General features: G+C 70.8%; 15 protein-coding genes. 13 read left to right on the top strand and 2 right to left on the bottom strand.

Features of this window, described 5'->3' with window-relative positions; translation table 11 throughout:
• Nucleotides 1–36: 36 nt before the first annotated feature.
• Genes ACH34S_RS08970 through ACH34S_RS08955 form a run of 4 tightly spaced genes read left to right on the top strand, consistent with a single transcriptional unit; the run spans nucleotide 37 to nucleotide 4,354 of the window.
• Nucleotides 37–867: an enoyl-CoA hydratase/isomerase family protein gene (locus ACH34S_RS08970; RefSeq protein ID WP_395952006.1), complete on the top strand. Its 831-nt coding sequence runs from the start codon at nucleotides 37–39 to the stop codon at nucleotides 865–867.
• A complete protein-coding gene (locus tag ACH34S_RS08965; protein ID WP_395952005.1) occupies nucleotides 857–1,972 on the top strand; it encodes an acyl-CoA dehydrogenase family protein in 1,116 nt (371 codons plus the stop codon). Before ACH34S_RS08970 ends, ACH34S_RS08965 begins: the two co-directional genes overlap by 11 nt.
• On the top strand, nucleotides 1,969–3,426 hold the full coding sequence (locus ACH34S_RS08960; RefSeq protein WP_395952003.1) for a class I adenylate-forming enzyme family protein: 1,458 nt from the start codon (nucleotides 1,969–1,971) through the stop codon (nucleotides 3,424–3,426). The genes ACH34S_RS08965 and ACH34S_RS08960 overlap by 4 nt, the downstream gene beginning before the upstream one ends.
• Nucleotides 3,416–4,354, top strand: coding sequence for an acyl-CoA dehydrogenase family protein (locus ACH34S_RS08955; protein ID WP_395952001.1), 939 nt, complete (start codon nucleotides 3,416–3,418; stop codon nucleotides 4,352–4,354). Before ACH34S_RS08960 ends, ACH34S_RS08955 begins: the two co-directional genes overlap by 11 nt.
• A gap of 82 nt (nucleotides 4,355–4,436) precedes the next feature.
• On the opposite strand, the gene ACH34S_RS08950 is transcribed toward ACH34S_RS08955, so the two are convergent.
• Together ACH34S_RS08950 and ACH34S_RS08945 are read right to left on the bottom strand one after the other, a co-directional pair.
• A complete protein-coding gene (locus tag ACH34S_RS08950; protein ID WP_395952000.1) occupies nucleotides 4,437–5,189 on the bottom strand; it encodes an SDR family oxidoreductase in 753 nt (250 codons plus the stop codon).
• A gap of 133 nt (nucleotides 5,190–5,322) precedes the next feature.
• A complete protein-coding gene (locus tag ACH34S_RS08945; protein ID WP_395951998.1) occupies nucleotides 5,323–6,471 on the bottom strand; it encodes a thiolase family protein in 1,149 nt (382 codons plus the stop codon).
• Between the two features lie 78 nt (nucleotides 6,472–6,549).
• Here ACH34S_RS08945 and ACH34S_RS08940 point away from each other — a divergent pair, with 78 nt between their 5' ends.
• The 9 genes from ACH34S_RS08940 to ACH34S_RS08900 all read left to right on the top strand — a co-directional run bounded on the left by ACH34S_RS08940 (nucleotide 6,550) and on the right by ACH34S_RS08900 (nucleotide 14,551).
• Entirely contained in the window at nucleotides 6,550–7,701 is a 1,152-nt protein-coding gene (locus tag ACH34S_RS08940; protein ID WP_395951996.1) for an acyl-CoA dehydrogenase family protein, read from the top strand.
• Nucleotides 7,702–7,940: 239 nt separating this feature from the next.
• Nucleotides 7,941–9,113 (top strand): ABC transporter substrate-binding protein, encoded by a 1,173-nt coding sequence (locus ACH34S_RS08935; RefSeq protein ID WP_395951995.1) that lies wholly within the window; start codon nucleotides 7,941–7,943, stop codon nucleotides 9,111–9,113.
• A complete protein-coding gene (locus ACH34S_RS08930; RefSeq protein WP_395951994.1) occupies nucleotides 9,113–9,856 on the top strand; it encodes an SDR family NAD(P)-dependent oxidoreductase in 744 nt (247 codons plus the stop codon). Before ACH34S_RS08935 ends, ACH34S_RS08930 begins: the two co-directional genes overlap by 1 nt.
• 46 nt (nucleotides 9,857–9,902) lie before the next feature.
• Entirely contained in the window at nucleotides 9,903–10,322 is a 420-nt protein-coding gene (locus ACH34S_RS08925) for a VOC family protein (protein WP_395951993.1), read from the top strand.
• 31 nt (nucleotides 10,323–10,353) lie between these two features.
• On the top strand, nucleotides 10,354–11,226 hold the full coding sequence (locus ACH34S_RS08920; RefSeq protein ID WP_395951992.1) for a branched-chain amino acid ABC transporter permease: 873 nt from the start codon (nucleotides 10,354–10,356) through the stop codon (nucleotides 11,224–11,226).
• Nucleotides 11,223–12,203 (top strand): branched-chain amino acid ABC transporter permease, encoded by a 981-nt coding sequence (locus ACH34S_RS08915; RefSeq protein ID WP_395951991.1) that lies wholly within the window; start codon nucleotides 11,223–11,225, stop codon nucleotides 12,201–12,203. The genes ACH34S_RS08920 and ACH34S_RS08915 overlap by 4 nt, the downstream gene beginning before the upstream one ends.
• Nucleotides 12,204–12,234: 31 nt before the next feature.
• Complete coding sequence (locus tag ACH34S_RS08910) at nucleotides 12,235–12,951, top strand: ABC transporter ATP-binding protein (RefSeq protein ID WP_395951990.1); 717 nt, start codon at nucleotides 12,235–12,237, stop codon at nucleotides 12,949–12,951.
• Complete coding sequence (locus tag ACH34S_RS08905; protein ID WP_395951989.1) at nucleotides 12,938–13,702, top strand: ATP-binding cassette domain-containing protein; 765 nt, start codon at nucleotides 12,938–12,940, stop codon at nucleotides 13,700–13,702. The genes ACH34S_RS08910 and ACH34S_RS08905 overlap by 14 nt, the downstream gene beginning before the upstream one ends.
• Nucleotides 13,703–13,708: 6 nt before the next feature.
• Complete coding sequence (locus ACH34S_RS08900; protein WP_395951988.1) at nucleotides 13,709–14,551, top strand: NAD(P)-dependent oxidoreductase; 843 nt, start codon at nucleotides 13,709–13,711, stop codon at nucleotides 14,549–14,551.
• Nucleotides 14,552–14,716 lie beyond the last annotated feature (165 nt).

The following is a 14,716-nucleotide window of genomic DNA, read 5'->3' as shown; positions in this document are numbered from 1 at the left end:
TAGTGAATAACGTTCTTTATAGTGAATGAGTGTCCGATGACTTCACCTTCGCAGTCCGACCGCGGCGGCGCCGCGGGGTACGACGGGTTCGATGTCTCGGCCGTCGACCGCGTTCTCGTCGTCCGGCTCGACCGGCCGGAGGTCGGCAACGCCCTGAGCCGCCGGATGCGCGAGCCGATGGCGCGCATCTGGGCACGGGTCAATGAGGACGACGATATCCGCGCCGTGGTGCTGACCGGCTCGGGCGACCGGCACTTCTGCACGGGTGCCGACGTCAAGGAGATCGCCGAGACCGGCGAGGCCCCGTCCGCGGCCGCCGCGCAGGAACCGATCGTCTGGTCGCCTGTGGCCGCAGGCGTCCGCAAGCCGGTGGTGTGCGCGGTCAACGGCATCGTGGCCGGAGGCGGGCTGCACTTCGTCGTCGACTCCGACGTGGTGATCGCCGCCGAGCACGCCACGTTCCTGGACACCCATGTCAGCGTCGGCCAGGTCGGGGCGGTCGAGAACATCGGCCTGACCCACCGGCTGCCCTTCGGGACGGCGATGCGGATGACGCTTCAGGGCTCCTCCTTCCGGCTCGGCGCCGCGCGCGCGTACACGCTCGGACTGGTCGACGAGGTGGTCCCCGCCGCCGAACTGGAGCCGACCGCGCTGCACGTGGCTTCCTGCATCGCCGCGAACTCGCCGCGAGCCGTCGAGTTGTCCCGCGCTCTGCTGTGGGACTCGCTGGGCCGTCGCCCGCACGATGCCGCCGAGGAGGCCTGGCGACAGGCTCAGCGGCACTGGTCGCACCCCGACTTCCTGGAGGGCGCCCGCGCCTTCGCCGAGAAGCGCCCGGCGCGGTGGACGGCCGGTCATGACGGCTGAGCCCGCCGACGTTGACGCCTTCCGGGCCGAGATCAGGGCATTGCTGGACGAGATCGGCGATGGTCTTCACCCACGTCAGTTCTTCCACGGCCGCGGCGGCGCGACACGCGACCTCTACCGCGAGCTCGGCCGGCGCGGCTGGCTGTCGCTGGGCTGGCCCGGTGAGGACGGCACCGCTCCGGGAACGCTCGTCCACGAGTTCGTGCTCTGGGACGAGCTCGCCTACGCCCGCGCCGCACGCCCCGACCTCGCCGCCGGCATCGTCGCGAAGACGCTCGTCGTGCACGGCACCGCGGACCAGAAGGAGCGCTTCCTGCCCGGGATCGCGCGCGGCGACATCTCCTTCGCGCTCGGCTACTCCGAGCCGGAGGCGGGTTCGGACCTGCGCGGCGTGCGCACCCGGGCGGTCCGCGACGGCGACGTCTACCGGGTCACCGGGGAGAAGCGCTGGACGTCCGACGCCCACCACTCCGACTACCTCTGGCTGCTCTGCCGGGCCGACGGCGTGGCCGAGGGCGACCCGCACACGCTGCTCATCCTCGACTTGCGAGCGGCCGGAGTCGATATCAGGCCGATCGAGACCATCGACGGGCACCGCCTCAACGAGGTCTTCCTCGACGGCGTGGTCGTGCCGGCGACCGACCGGGTCGGTGCGGAAGGTCAGGCCTGGAGGCTGATCCGGGAAGCGCTGGCGGTCGAACGCCACCTGATGGTGCTGCCCGGCCGCGTCCGCCGCGACCTGGAGAGCCTGGTGTGCTGGGCACGGGCGCAGGGCCTCCTCGGCGACCCGCTGCTGTGGGACCGGATCGAGCAGCTCTCGGTCGACGTCCAGGCGGTCGAGGTGCTTGCCGCCGAGGCGTTGGCGCGCACCCTGGAGGGCGCCGACTGCACCGCGGAGGCCGCGCGCGTGAAGCTGGTGGGGTCGCGGGCGACTCAGGAGATCGCGCGGGCGGCGCTGGAACTCGGCCACCTGGAGGCCACTCGCCGCGAGGACGACCTGGCCTTCCTGTGGCGCGAGTCGATGATGGAGACCCTGGCCGGCGGGACGTCGGAGATCATGCGCGGCGTGCTGGCGCGCGCCGAGTTCGGGCTCGGTGGCCGATGACCGGCTCGTTCGTGGACGTGGTGCACCGCCATGCGTCGCAGACCCCGCGGGCACCGGCGGTCGCCGATCCCGTGACCGCCTGGAGCTGGACGGATCTGTGGCGGCGTGCGCGCCAGGTCGGCGGCGCGCTGGCGGACCGTGGCGTCGGCCCGGGCGACCGGGTCGGGACGGCGCTGGACCCGGGAGCGGAGCACCTCGCCGTCCTGATCGGGATCATGGCCTGCGGTGCGACGGCGGCGCCGCTGAACGTCAAGCTCGCGCCCGCCGAACTGGCGCGATACCTGGAGGCGGTCCGGCCGTCGGCGATCGTGGTCGGCGACGGACATCACCCGCGGGCACGGGTGCCGTCCTACCCGAGTGGCGAACTCGCCGGGGCGGACGCGTCCTGGGAGCACCACCGGACGTCCGGCGACGCGCCGGCGATCGTCTTCGGCACTGGCGGGACGACGGGTACGCCGCGCGGCGCGGTCTGGTCGACCGCCGGGCTCGTGGACTACCTCGCCTGCAGCGCGCTCGTCCTCGAAGCGCGCCGCACCGACACCGAGCTGTACTTCGCGCCGTTCTTCCACGTCGCGCTCGCCACCTGCGCGCTCTCGACGCTGTACGCCGGAGGCGGTCTGGTGGTCGAGCCCCGCTTCGACGCCGGCCGGGCGGTGGACCTGCTGCTCGCCGGGCGCGCGAACCGGCTGTTCGGCCCCCCGACCGCGCTCAACCGGATCCTCGACCATGCCGCGTTCGACCCGTCCCGTACCGGACACGTCCGCGCCGTGCTCTTCGGCTCGACCGCCTCCGAGCCCGACCTGCCCGAGCGGCTCAGCCGCGGCTTCGGCGGCGCCACGCTGATCACCGGCTACGGAGCCACCGAGTTCGGCGCGGTGGCCCGGCTCCGTTCGTGGGAGAACGGCGGGAAGATGAGCGGGATCGGCTGGCCGGTTCCCGGCGCCGAGTTGCGAATCGTCTCGGCGGCCGGTGAGCCGGTCGAGGCGGGCGAGGTCGGCGAGCTCGTGGTGCGGGCGCCGTGGCAGATGGCGGGCTACCTTGCCGAGGGGGTGCTGCAGCCGGTGCCCGACGAGGGCGTGCGCTCGGGCGACCTGGCCGTCCGCGCACCTGACGGCAGCATCGAGCTGCGCGGCCGGCTCAAAGAACTGATCATCACCGGCGGCGAGAACGTCTACCCCATCGAGGTGGAACGGGTGCTGTGCGAGCACCCGGACGTCGCGCAGGCCGCCGTCGTCGGGGTCTCCGATCACGACTGGGGTGAACGGGTCGAGGCGGTGGTGGTGCCCGCGGCGGCGCCTGCGGACGCCCTGGTCGGCGACCTGGACCGCCACTGCCGAGAACGGCTCGCCAAGTACAAGGTGCCCAAGCGGATCGTCGTCCGCGATGCGATGCCGTTGACCACCGCGATGAAGATCGATAAGCGAGCGCTGAAGAGGTGGCTCGATGAGCATTGACTGGTCCTACTCTCAGGAACAGCGCGATTTCCAGCGCACATTGGCGCGCATCCTGTCCGATCTGCCCGAACCGGAGGCGAAGCCGGTCTTCCCCCAGGGCCGATGGACCGCGATCGCCGAGGCGGGAGCGCTGGCGCTCACCGCACCCGAGTCCGGCGCCGGCGCCATGGACGTGGTCGCGGCCGGCGACGCGCTCGGTCAGGGCGGCTGCCCGGGCCCGTGGTGGCAGACCCTGCTGACCTTGGACGCGCTACCGGCCGAGGACGCGGAGGCGGCGATGGCCGGCACGCTGGTGCTGACCGCCGGCACCGCGACGGCGATCCCGTGGGGCGCCACCGCTGACCGGATCTTCGAGCTGGGCCCGTACGACGAAGCCGGCTGGCGGGTTCGGCTGGTCTCGCTCGGCGAGGTGCGAGAAGCCTGGGTCTCCCTCGGCCACGAGCCCGTGGTCGCCGCGGAACTCGTTCCCGCGAGCCCGGAGTCGCTGGTCGAGCCCCGCGGGGCGCTGCTGGCCCGGCTCGGTCTGGCGGCCTATCTGTCGGGCGCGGGCCAGCGCGTGCTGTCCGATGTCGTCGCCTATGCGGGACAACGCACCCAGTTCCGGACCCGGATCGGCGACTTCACCGCCGTCGCCCATCCGCTGGCCGAGGTCGACGCGCAGGTTCGGGCGGCGATGCTGCTGACGCGGCGGGCCGCGGACGCGCTCGATGGCGCCGGCGACCCGCGCGCTGCCGAGATCGGCGTGCACATCGCGCTGCGCGCCGCGGCGCGCGCCTCCCGGCAGGCGGTCTACCAAGCGCATCAGACCTACGGCGCGATCGGCTTCTCGCTCGAAGGCCCGCTGTCCTGGCTCGGCCAGCGGGTCGCGCAGCTGGCCACCGAGGCGGAGCGGCTCGCGCGACAGGTCAGCCTGGTACCGACGGCCTGAGCCGCCTGAACGGGACACACGGCGAAACGGCGAGGCGGAACCGCACCGGTCCCGCCTCGCCGTCGGTGTGGTCTTGTCCGGGTCAGCGTGGCGCCATCCGGATCGCGCCGTCCAGCCGGATCGTCTCCCCGTTGAGGTAGCCGTTGGAGAGCAGGTGGAGAGCGAGCTCGGAGTATTCGGCCGGGTCGCCGAGCCGCTTCGGATAGGGAACCGTCGCGGACAGCGATGCACGGGTCGACTCCGGCAGCCGGGCCAGCATGGGCGTGTCGAAGATGCCGGGCGCGATCGCGTTGACCCGGATTCCGCGCGAGGCCAGGTCCCGGGCTGCCACCAGCACCATGCCGTGCACGCCCGCTTTGGACGCCGAGTACGACGTCTGCCCGATCTGGCCGTCGAAGGCCGCCACCGAGGCGGTCAGCACGATCGCTCCCCGCTCGCCGTCGACGAGGTCGTTGCGGCTGAGGCGCTGCGCGGCCAGCCGGAGCACGTTGTAGGTGCCGATGAGGTTGGTGCGGACGACGTCGCCGAACGTTTCCAGCGAGCCGGGCCGGCCGTCGCGGTCGAGGATCCGCACGCGGTCCCCGCCGCGCCCGGCGCAGTGGACCACCCCGTGGACGGCGCCGAAGTGCTCCCGCGCGGTGTCGAAGACCGCGTTCATGGCGGCCTCATCGGTGATGTCGCCCTCGACGAACGGGATCGCGGCCGCGTCCGCCGCCTGCGGCCGCAGGTCGGTCCCGACCACGTTCGCGCCGCGGGCGAGCAGCAGGTCGGCGGTGGCCCGCCCGAGACCGGAGGCGGCGCCGGTGACGACGATGGTGGACAGCTCGATCTTCACACTGCGTCCTAATCAGTTCTGGGAGCATGCCATCCGGCAGACTCCGGGTCGTTGACCGCCACAAGCCGGGGCTTTGCGGTTCCGGAGCACCGCCACGGCCGGCGTCGGGCCCGCGGAGCCGGGACGACGCCGTTCACGACCAGCGCTCGATGAGCGTGGCGTTGGCCATCCCGCCGGCCTCGCACATGGTCTGCAGGCCGAAGCGGAGGTCCTGGTCACGGAGGTGGTGCACGAGGCGGGTCGTCAAGATCGCGCCGGACCCGCCGAGCGGGTGCCCCACCGCGATGGCGCCGCCGAGCGGGTTGACCCGGGCGGGGTCGGCCCCGGTCTCCCGCTGCCAGGCGGCGACCACCGAGGCGAACGCCTCGTTCACCTCGAACGCGTCGATATCGCCGATGCCGAGACCCGCGCGGGCGAGGAGCTTGCGGGTGGCGGGGATCGGCCCGGTGAGCATGGTGACCGGGTCGTCGCCGACGACCACGCCGTGCCGGAAGGCGGCCAGCGGGCGCAATCCGAGCTCGGTCGCCTTGCGCTCGGTCATGACCAGCAGCGCGGCGGCGCCGTCGGAGATCTGCGACGCGTTGCCGGCGGTGACCACGCCGTCGTCCTGGAAGGCCGGTTTGAGCGCCGCGAGCCTTTCCGCCGAGGTGTCCCGGCGGATGCCCTCGTCGATGGCCAGTGCCCCCTCAGCCAGATCGACAAGGGCGAGCTGCCGTGTGAAGGCGCCGCTGTCGGTGGCGGCGGCGGCCAGCTCGTGCGAGCGGAGGGAGAGCTCGTCGAGCTCGATCCGGCTCAGCTTCCAGCGGTCGGCGATGATCTCAGCGCCGATGCCCTGGCTGAACCTGTCGGTGCCGTAGCGGGCCCGCACTCGCGGCCCGTACGGGTCGCCGACCGCGCGCGCCGATCCGATCGGCACCATCGACATCGACTCGACGCCGCCGGCGACCACGACGTCCTGCTGCCCGGAGACCACGGCGCCGACGGCGAAGTGGAGCGCCTGCTGGCTGGAGCCGCAAGCGCGGTCGACCGTGGTCCCCGGGACCGACTCCGGCCAGCCCGCGGCGAGCGCGCCGAGGCGGCCGACGTTGCTCGACTGGGCGCCGATCTGGGTGACGCAGCCCCAGACGACGTCGTCCACCTGATCCGGGGCGAGACCGTTGCGATCGAGGATCGCGGTCAGCACGTGCGCGGTCAGGTCCACCGGGTGGACGCCCGCCAGGGAGCCGTTGCGGCGTCCGATCGGGGTGCGTACCGCATCGACGATGACAGCTGTGGCGCTCATGTCCGACCCTCTCGACAGGACGTTCTGTATATAGTTCGATGTTCTTGTTAGTGAACAAGATTAGGGAAAGGAAGCCGGATGTCAATCGTGCTGAACACCGAAGAGCGGGACCTCCAGCAGGCGTTGCGCCGGTACCTCGACGCCGAGATCGCGCCGGTCGTGGCGGAGTACGAGCAGCGCCGCGAGTTCCCCTGGGAGGTGCTCGGCGAGCTCTACGAGTTCGGATACGTCCGCGGCGCGGTCGCCCGTGAGCACGGCGGTGACCAGGTGAGCGCGATGGTGCAGGCCATCCTCATGGAGGAGGCCGGCCGCTGCTGGGGCTCGCTGCGGACCACGGTCAACGTCCAGGGAATGGTCGCGATGCTGCTCAGCCGGGCCGGTACCCCCGGGCAGCGCGCCCGGTTCCTGGATCCGATGCTCGCCGCGTCCCGGTTCGGCTGGTTCGCGCTCACCGAGGCGGAGGCCGGCTCGGACGCGGGCGCGCTGCGCGGCACCGGCCGCCGCGACGGCGACTCGTTCGTGCTCAACGGCCGCAAGCTCTACATCACCAACGCCATGCACTCCGACTTCGGGATCCTGCTCGCGCGCCAGCTTGACGAGGACGGCACGGACCGCGGGGTCTCGGCGTTCCTGGTCGACCGGGCCGAGTCGCCGTACGAGGTCGACGACATCGCGCACATGCCGGTGCGCAGCACCACCAGCTGCGAGCTCGTCTTCGACGACGTGCGCGTCCCTGCCGAGAACCTGCTCGGTGAGCCCGGCTCCGGGTTCGGGCTCGCGATGGCCGCCGTCAACCAGGGACGGCTGAACATGGCCATGGGCGCGGTCGGCCTCTCGCAGGCGTGCCTGGAGGCGGCGGTGAAGTTCAGCCGGGAGCGCAGCCAGTTCGGCAAGAGCCTGGCCGAGTTCCAGCTCGTCCAGCAGATGGTGGTCGATATCGCCGTCGGCACCCAGACCGCCCGGCTCCTCGGGTATGACGCCGCCCGCGTCCTGGACGCGGGGGGAGACGGACGCTACGAGTGCTCGATGGCGAAGTACTACTGCGGTGAAACCGCTGGACGCAGCGCGACGCTGGCGCTGCAGGTGCACGGCGGCGCCGGCCTCATGGAGGAGTTCCCCGTCGAGCGGTACTTCCGTGACGCCCGTGAGGCGACGATCCCGGAGGGCACCTCGCAGATCCAGGTTCTGCAGATGGGCAAGCACCTCCTCGGCCGATCCGCGCTGCGGTGAGCGTCTCGTCGTCGCCCTTTGGTTCGTCCTGAGGCTCGCTTGGCTACAGATGCTCGCCGGTGCCCTCTGGCCACCGTGAAATCGGGTTTCTCAGGTGGTTGACGTGCTCCTACGCACTGGCTTACGTTATGCAGAACATCGTTCTGACATGAGAACACCATCCGGAACACCATCACCCCACCCCTCGGAACTGCACACGATGGAGGCTCGCCATGGCGGATAGAACTCGGATTCTGGGGGTGAGCCTAGCCGCGGCCGCGATGACCCTTTCGTTCACCGCCTGCAGTGGCTCTTCCGGGAACGGCGACGAGATCGTCCTCGGCATGATCGAGGACACCGCGGGCGGCACCGCCGCGACGTCCGCCGAGGCGACCCTGGGGATCGAGCTGGCGCTGTCGGAGATCAACGAGGGCGGCGGCGTCGACGGGAAGAAGCTGAAGCTCGTCCGGTTCAGCGACGGCGGCGAACCCAGCCAGTCGCCCGCGCTCGTGCGCAGGCTGGTCAACGAGAAGGCCCGGGTCATCCTGATGAACTCCGGCTCCGCGTCGGCCGCGCAGGTCAAGCCGGTCGCCAATCAGGAGAACGTCGCGACCATCTCGCCGACCAACATCCTCGGCGCGATCGCGCAGCCGCCGAACAACGCCTATTCCTACATCCTGGCCAACCCGGTGACCGACGTGGGCACCGTCTACGGCGCCGCCTTCACCAAGGCCGGCTACAAGCGGGTGGCCGTGCTCACCGACGACTCACCGACGATGGCGGGCCTCAACGACGCGCTGCTGCCGACGCTGGAGAAGGCGGGCGTGGATCTGGTGGCCAACGAGAAGGCGCCGATGACCGCCACGGACGTCACCTCGCAGGTCAGCCGGCTGAGCCGGTCCAAGCCGGACGCCGTGCTGGTCTCCTCGCTGGGCGGTCAGCTGGAGATCCTCTTCCAGAACGCCCTCAAGCAGGCGCTGCCGACCACGCCGCGGTTCTCGCTCGCCTCGATCGGCAACCAGCCCCAGACCTGGGCGCTGGCCAAGCCGGGAACCCTGGACGGCCTGGTGTACGCGAGCGCCATCTCTCCGCAGAACACCCGTTCCAACGAGCTCATCACCAAGCTGAAGTCCCGCTACGGCGGCAAGTTCAAGGCGCTCACGGCGTTCTCGGCACAGGGCTACGACAGCGTCCACCTGGTCGCGAAGGTACTCAAGGACGCCGGCTCCGACGCCGACTCGAAGGCGATCAACACCGCGCTGCAGAAGGTCTCCAAGTTCGAGGCCAGCTTCGGCGGCACGGGATTCACGATGTCGTTCAGCGCCGACAAGCACATCGGGTCCGACGGGCTGTGCGGGATCGTCCTGCGCACCTTCGACGCGCAGAACCAGCCCGGGCAGAACTGGGCCACCTACCAGCCGAGCTGCGGCTGATGGCGGGCAAACCGCTGGTGGTGATCACGGGAGGCGCCCGGGGAATCGGACGCACCCTCGCCGAGGCGTGGGTCGCCGACGGTGCCCGGGTCGCGCTCGCGGACCTCGACCTCGAACAGGCCGAAGCCACCGCCGCCGAGCTCGGACAGGACGTCGCCCGCGGGGTGCGCTGCGACGTCGGCGACGACGCGTCCGTCCAGTCGGCGATGGAGGAGATCGCAAGCTGGGCCGGCCGGATCGACTGCCTGGTCAACAACGCCGGCCTCCACCTGATGGCCTGGTCCCGCCCGGCCACCGAGATCGACAGCGCCGGCTGGATGTCCATCCTGTCGGTCAACGTCGTCGGCCTGGTGCGATGCGCCCGCAGTGCCCGGCCGTGGCTGGCGGAGTCCCCGAACGCCAGCATCATCAACGTCTCGTCGGTGTCCGGCATCGCGCCCCGGGACGTGTACGGCGTCACGAAGCTGGCCGTGCGGGGCGTGACCACCGCGCTCGCCGCCGAGCTCGCCGCCGACGGGATCCGGGTCAACTGCGTCGCCCCCGGGCCGATGGACACCGACTCCGCCATGGCCGACCTGCCACCGGCGCTGCTGGAGGACTTCATCTCGACCAAACAGCTGATCGGGCGGCAGGGCCGGACCGCGGACCTGGTCGGCCCCGCGCTCTTCCTCGCCTCGGAGGCCGCGGCCTTCGTCACCGGCGAGACCCTCGTCGTCGGCGGCGGTTTCCCGCTGCGGATCTGACCGTCCCCCGTGCTCGCACCGAAACCGAGAGGAACGAGAGGAAACCATGAGCTGGAACCTGCACCACGTCAACATTCCCGCCCACGACGTCCGGGCGATGGTCCGCTTCTACAACAACGTCTTCGGCATGAACGAGATCCAGTTCCCCTGGTCCGGTGAAGGCGAGCAGGGCCAGCTCCAGACCGGGAGCGACTTCGTCGCCCTGTTCGAGGACGGCAACGGCCGCCAGATCCACATCTGCAAGCCGACCCCGTCACTGCCCTGGGACAACGACCTGCGGGTGCACCCGGTCATCAACGGCCACATCGCCATCCAGGTCGACGACATCAAGGGCGTGATGCAGCGCCTCACCGAGCAGGGCGTGCGCTACAACGACGCCGGCACCTGGTCCTACAAGGGCTTCCACCAGCTCTACACCTACGACCCGTCCATGAACGTCGTGGAGGTGAACCAGCGGGTCGACTGACCCCGCGCCGAGAGACGGAGAAGGAGTCGCCATGCCCATCGAGCTCGTCATCCCCACGCTGGAGACCGGGTGTTTCTTCGGCCTGATCGCGTTGGCCCTGTTCATGGTCAAGGAGAGCGCCGCGCTGTTCAACTTCGCCGTCGGCGGCCTGGTGGTCGTCGGGGGGATGGCCGGCTCGTCGATCGCGGTCGAGCACGGTCTGCCGTTGGTACTCGGCGTGCTCGTCGCGGTCGTGATCGGTGTCGCCCTCGGCCTGTGCATCGAGGCTCTGGTGGTGGCACCTCTGGTCAAGCCCGGTAAGGGCGAGGACCACCACGTCGTGATGGCCCTCGTGGCCGGCCTCTTCGCCCTGCAGCAGATCGCCGGGGTCGCCTTCGGCAAGTCGGCGCTGCCAGGCGCTACCTGGGTGAAGGGAGACGTGCTCGAGTTGGGCAAGTTCGTTGTCAGCGCGCAGGCGCTCGTCGAGATCGTGGTCACCGTCGGCCTGTTCGTCGCCATCGGGCTGCTTCTGCGTCGCACCAAGCTCGGGCGGCAGTTCCGTTCGATCGGCGACAACACGCAGGCCGCGACGATGCTCGGGATGCCGGTACGGCGGATCCGGCTGCTCGCGTTCGCCTCCTCCGGCCTGATCGCAGGGCTGGCAGGCGTGCTGTTCGCCAACCGTGCGGGTATCGCGTTCACCAGCGCGCTGCAGTTCACCCTGTTCGGGTTCCTCTCCTTCGTGATCGGCGGCGCGGCCAACGTCTGGGGGCCGCTCGCCGGAGGACTCGGACTGGCCATCATGCAGGCGGCGGCCATCTACTACTTCGGCCCCGCCGCGCTGGCCTACATGACCTTCGGCGTCGCCGTGCTCTTCTTCGCGCTGCGTCCAGAGGGGATCTTCGTCAAGCGGGTGCGCGCATGAGCGGGCTCAGTCGCTGGCGGACGCCTATCGCGTTCCTGCTGCTGATTCTGGTCGCACTGTGGGTCGGCCAGGACGGATACCGCCAGGACCTGGCGATCCTCATGGTCACCTACGGCTTGATCAGCCTAGGGCTGTACAGCCACTACATCATGGGCAACTCGATGTCGGTCGCCTACAACGCCTATGTCGCGATCGGCGGCTACGCCCTGGGCATCCTGTGCGTGCGCACCGACGTTTCACTGTTCCTGGCACTGCCGATCGGAATCGTGATCTCGGCAGTGGTCGCAGTGCTCCTCGGGCTGACGACGCACAAGCTCTCCGGTTTCTACCTGGCCGCGGTCACACTGCTGTTCGGCGAAGCGTTCGCGGCCTGGCTGGTGGACAGCACCGGCTTCACCGGCGGCCCGGCCGGGGTGACGCTCGACCGCGGGTTGACGGTGTTCGGCCACGAGGCCACCCGCCAGCACCTGGTGATCGCCGCCCTGGTGACGCTCTTCCTCGCCGCCTGGGGACTGGACCGGCTGCGCACCTCGCCGTTCGGGATCGCCTTGCGGGCCAAGGGCGACGCGGTCCGCGCGGTCGAGTCCTCGGGTGTCTCGACGCGCGCGCTCACCCTGATCTCGCTCGGCATAGGCGCCGCTCTCGGCTCTGTCGCCGGGTGGTACTTCGCCGCGGTGAACCTGTCGATGCTGCCCGAGTCGGTGCCGCTTTCGTTCGCCTTCGTGGCGTTGTTCATCCCGTTCCTCGGCGGCTACCGGTCGCCGTGGGGAGCGGTGGTCGGGGCGCTGATCGTCACCGAGCTGACCTTCAACCTGACCTGGTTCCAGGACACCGGCACGCTCGCGTTCGCGGTCGCCGTGCTGCTGGTGCTGATCTTCGCACGGCGCGGCCTGCTCGGCCTGCTCGGCGACGTCCTGACGCGACTGCCCCGGCCGGGTGGCAAGAAGGGGAGGGACCATGCCGAGTCCGGTGCTTAGCTGTCAGGGTCTGCACAAGGCCTACGGAGGCGTGCGCGCCGTCCACGACGTCAGCTTCCACGTGAACCGCGGCGAGGTGGTCGGCCTGGTCGGGCCGAACGGCGCTGGAAAGAGCACGGTCGTCGACCTGATCAGCGGTGAGCAGCCCGCGGACACCGGCCAGGTCCTGGTCGCCGACCGGGTGCTGAGCGGGCCCGCGGCCCGGCGGGCCAAGAAGGCGAAGCTGGCGCGCACCTTCCAGTATCCACAGGTCGCGCACGAGCTCACCGCCCTGGAGAACGTGCTGATCGGCGCCTACGCGACGACGTTCACCGGACCGTTCTCGTTCGCCATGACGCTGGTCCGCGGACTGCTCGACCCGCGCGCGGAGCGGCTGCGCCGCCGCGCGACGGAGATCGCCGGCTCGCTCAGCCTCACCGATCTCGACCGTCCCGCCTCCGAGCTGACCCTCGGCCAGCTCCGCCTGCTGGAGGCGGCGCGCGCGCTCAGCCAGGAACCCGAGGTGGTGCTCCTCGACGAGCCGTTCGCCGGGCTGGACGACGACGGCATCCAGGGACTCTCCCGAGCGATCCGCACGATGGCCGACGCCGGCCGCGCGGTCCTGCTGGTGGACCACAACATCGACATCGTGGTCTCCCTCGTCGACCGGGTGGTCCTGATGGCGGACGGCGAGGTGCGCTTCGACGGCGACCCGGAAGAGTGCGTGGCAAGCGCGGAGATGAAGGAGGTGTACTTTGGCGACGCCTGAGAACGACCGGGCCGCCCTGGAGGTGCGCGACCTGAGAGTCGGCTACGGCAAGGCGGTGGCCCTCAACCTCACCGGTCAGGCACTCGTCGTCCCCGCCGGAGGTGTCACGCTTCTTCTCGGCGCCAACGGGGCGGGCAAGTCGTCGCTCGTGAACGCGGCGTACGGGGCGGTGCGCAGCACGGGCGTGGTGCTCCTCGACGGCGAGGACGTCTCGGCCACGACCGCGGTCGACCGGGCCCGCCGGGGGATGGCGCTGGTCCCCCAAGGGCGGCAGCTGTTCCCCCGGATGACGGTCCGGGAGAACCTCCAGGTGATGGCGGAGATGCTGGACCTTCCGGACGAGGCGGTGGAGCGGGGGATCGAGCGGTTCGAGCCGCTGCGCCGCGGCGTCCGCAAGTCCGCCGGCGTGCTCAGCGGCGGCGAGCAGCAGATGCTGGCCATTTCGCGGGCGCTGCTCAACGAGCCGCGGGTCCTCCTCCTCGACGAACTCTCCACCGGGCTCGCGCCGAGGATCGTCAGCGAACTGCTCGACCTCCTGACCGGCCTGGCCGATGAGGGGGTGGCATCGTTGCTGACCAGCCCGACCATCACCCGGCTGGTCCGCTACATCGACCGCGGGTACGTGCTCGTCCGCGGCGGCGTCCACGCAGGACCACTCGCTCCGGACGACCTCGAGGGCGCCTACGCCGAAGCGCTCGGCAGGATACAGCGGAACGTGCGCGACGGTTCCGCCGCCGGACACGGGGCCTGAGCGCCGATGCGCCCGGCGACGGAACGCTCGACCATCGGAGTCGTCGGGCTGGGGGCGATGGGCGGAAGGCTCGCCGACCGCCTCGCGGAGACCGGTCGGCCGGTGCTCGGCCACGACCCCTTCGGCGGCACCGCTCAGGTCCGCCGAGCGGACACCCTGACCGAACTGGCCGAGACGGCGTCCGTGCTCCTGCTCGTCCTCCCTACGCCGTCGGCGGTGCACGGCGTCACCGGGGAACTCACGCCGCTCCTGGGCCCGGACCACCTGCTGGTCAACCACTCCACCGTCGCGGTACAGGACGCGATCGCGATCGGCTCACTCACAGAGACCGGCTGCCAGGTGCTCGACGCCCCATTCTCGGGCGGCACCGAATCGGCGATCGCTGGAACGCTGACGGTCTTCGCGGGAGGAGACAACGGCGCCCTCCTCGCCGCCGAGCCGGTGCTCACGGCGTACGCGTCCCGCGTGGTGGCATGCGGCGCGCTCGGAGCGGGGACGACCGTGAAGCTCCTGCACCAGCACATGGTCGCGGCCCACGTCGTCGCGGCGGCCGAGGTGATCCGAGTGGCGGCGTCGGTGGGACTGACGGCAACCGTGATCGCCGAGTTGCTGGCGGGGACGGCAGCCGACTCGGCGATGCTCCAGATCCTCGCCGCGCGGCTGGCAGAGGAGCCGGGAACCGTGCGCGGCAGTACCCGGATCCTGCACAAGGACGCGACCCTGGCCGCCGAGTTCGCCGATAGCCTTGGCGCGCGAGTGGACCTGCTTCCCACCATCCGCCAGGTCCTGGAGCGCCACCTCAAGAATGTCAGCGCCGACATGGACATCGCCGCACTCGCACGCAGGTAGGCGGATCACCTCTGGCGGCCGACATCGGCCAGCGCCACATCATCAGAAATCGACGACCGCAGCCGTCCCAAACGCCAGGCTGTTAATAAGGCTCTGCTCCCCACCTGAAGAGGTCGCCGTACTCGATCCTGGTGTTCCGAACGTGCTGCTGGTCGGCGCAAGAAT

Origin of the sequence: Actinomadura sp. 3N508 (assembly GCF_044326375.1) — a bacterium.
In the GTDB taxonomy this organism is placed as follows: domain Bacteria; phylum Actinomycetota; class Actinomycetes; order Streptosporangiales; family Streptosporangiaceae; genus Spirillospora.
Note: the sequence above shows the minus strand (reverse complement) of the source record. Positions and strands in the feature narration are given on the sequence as shown.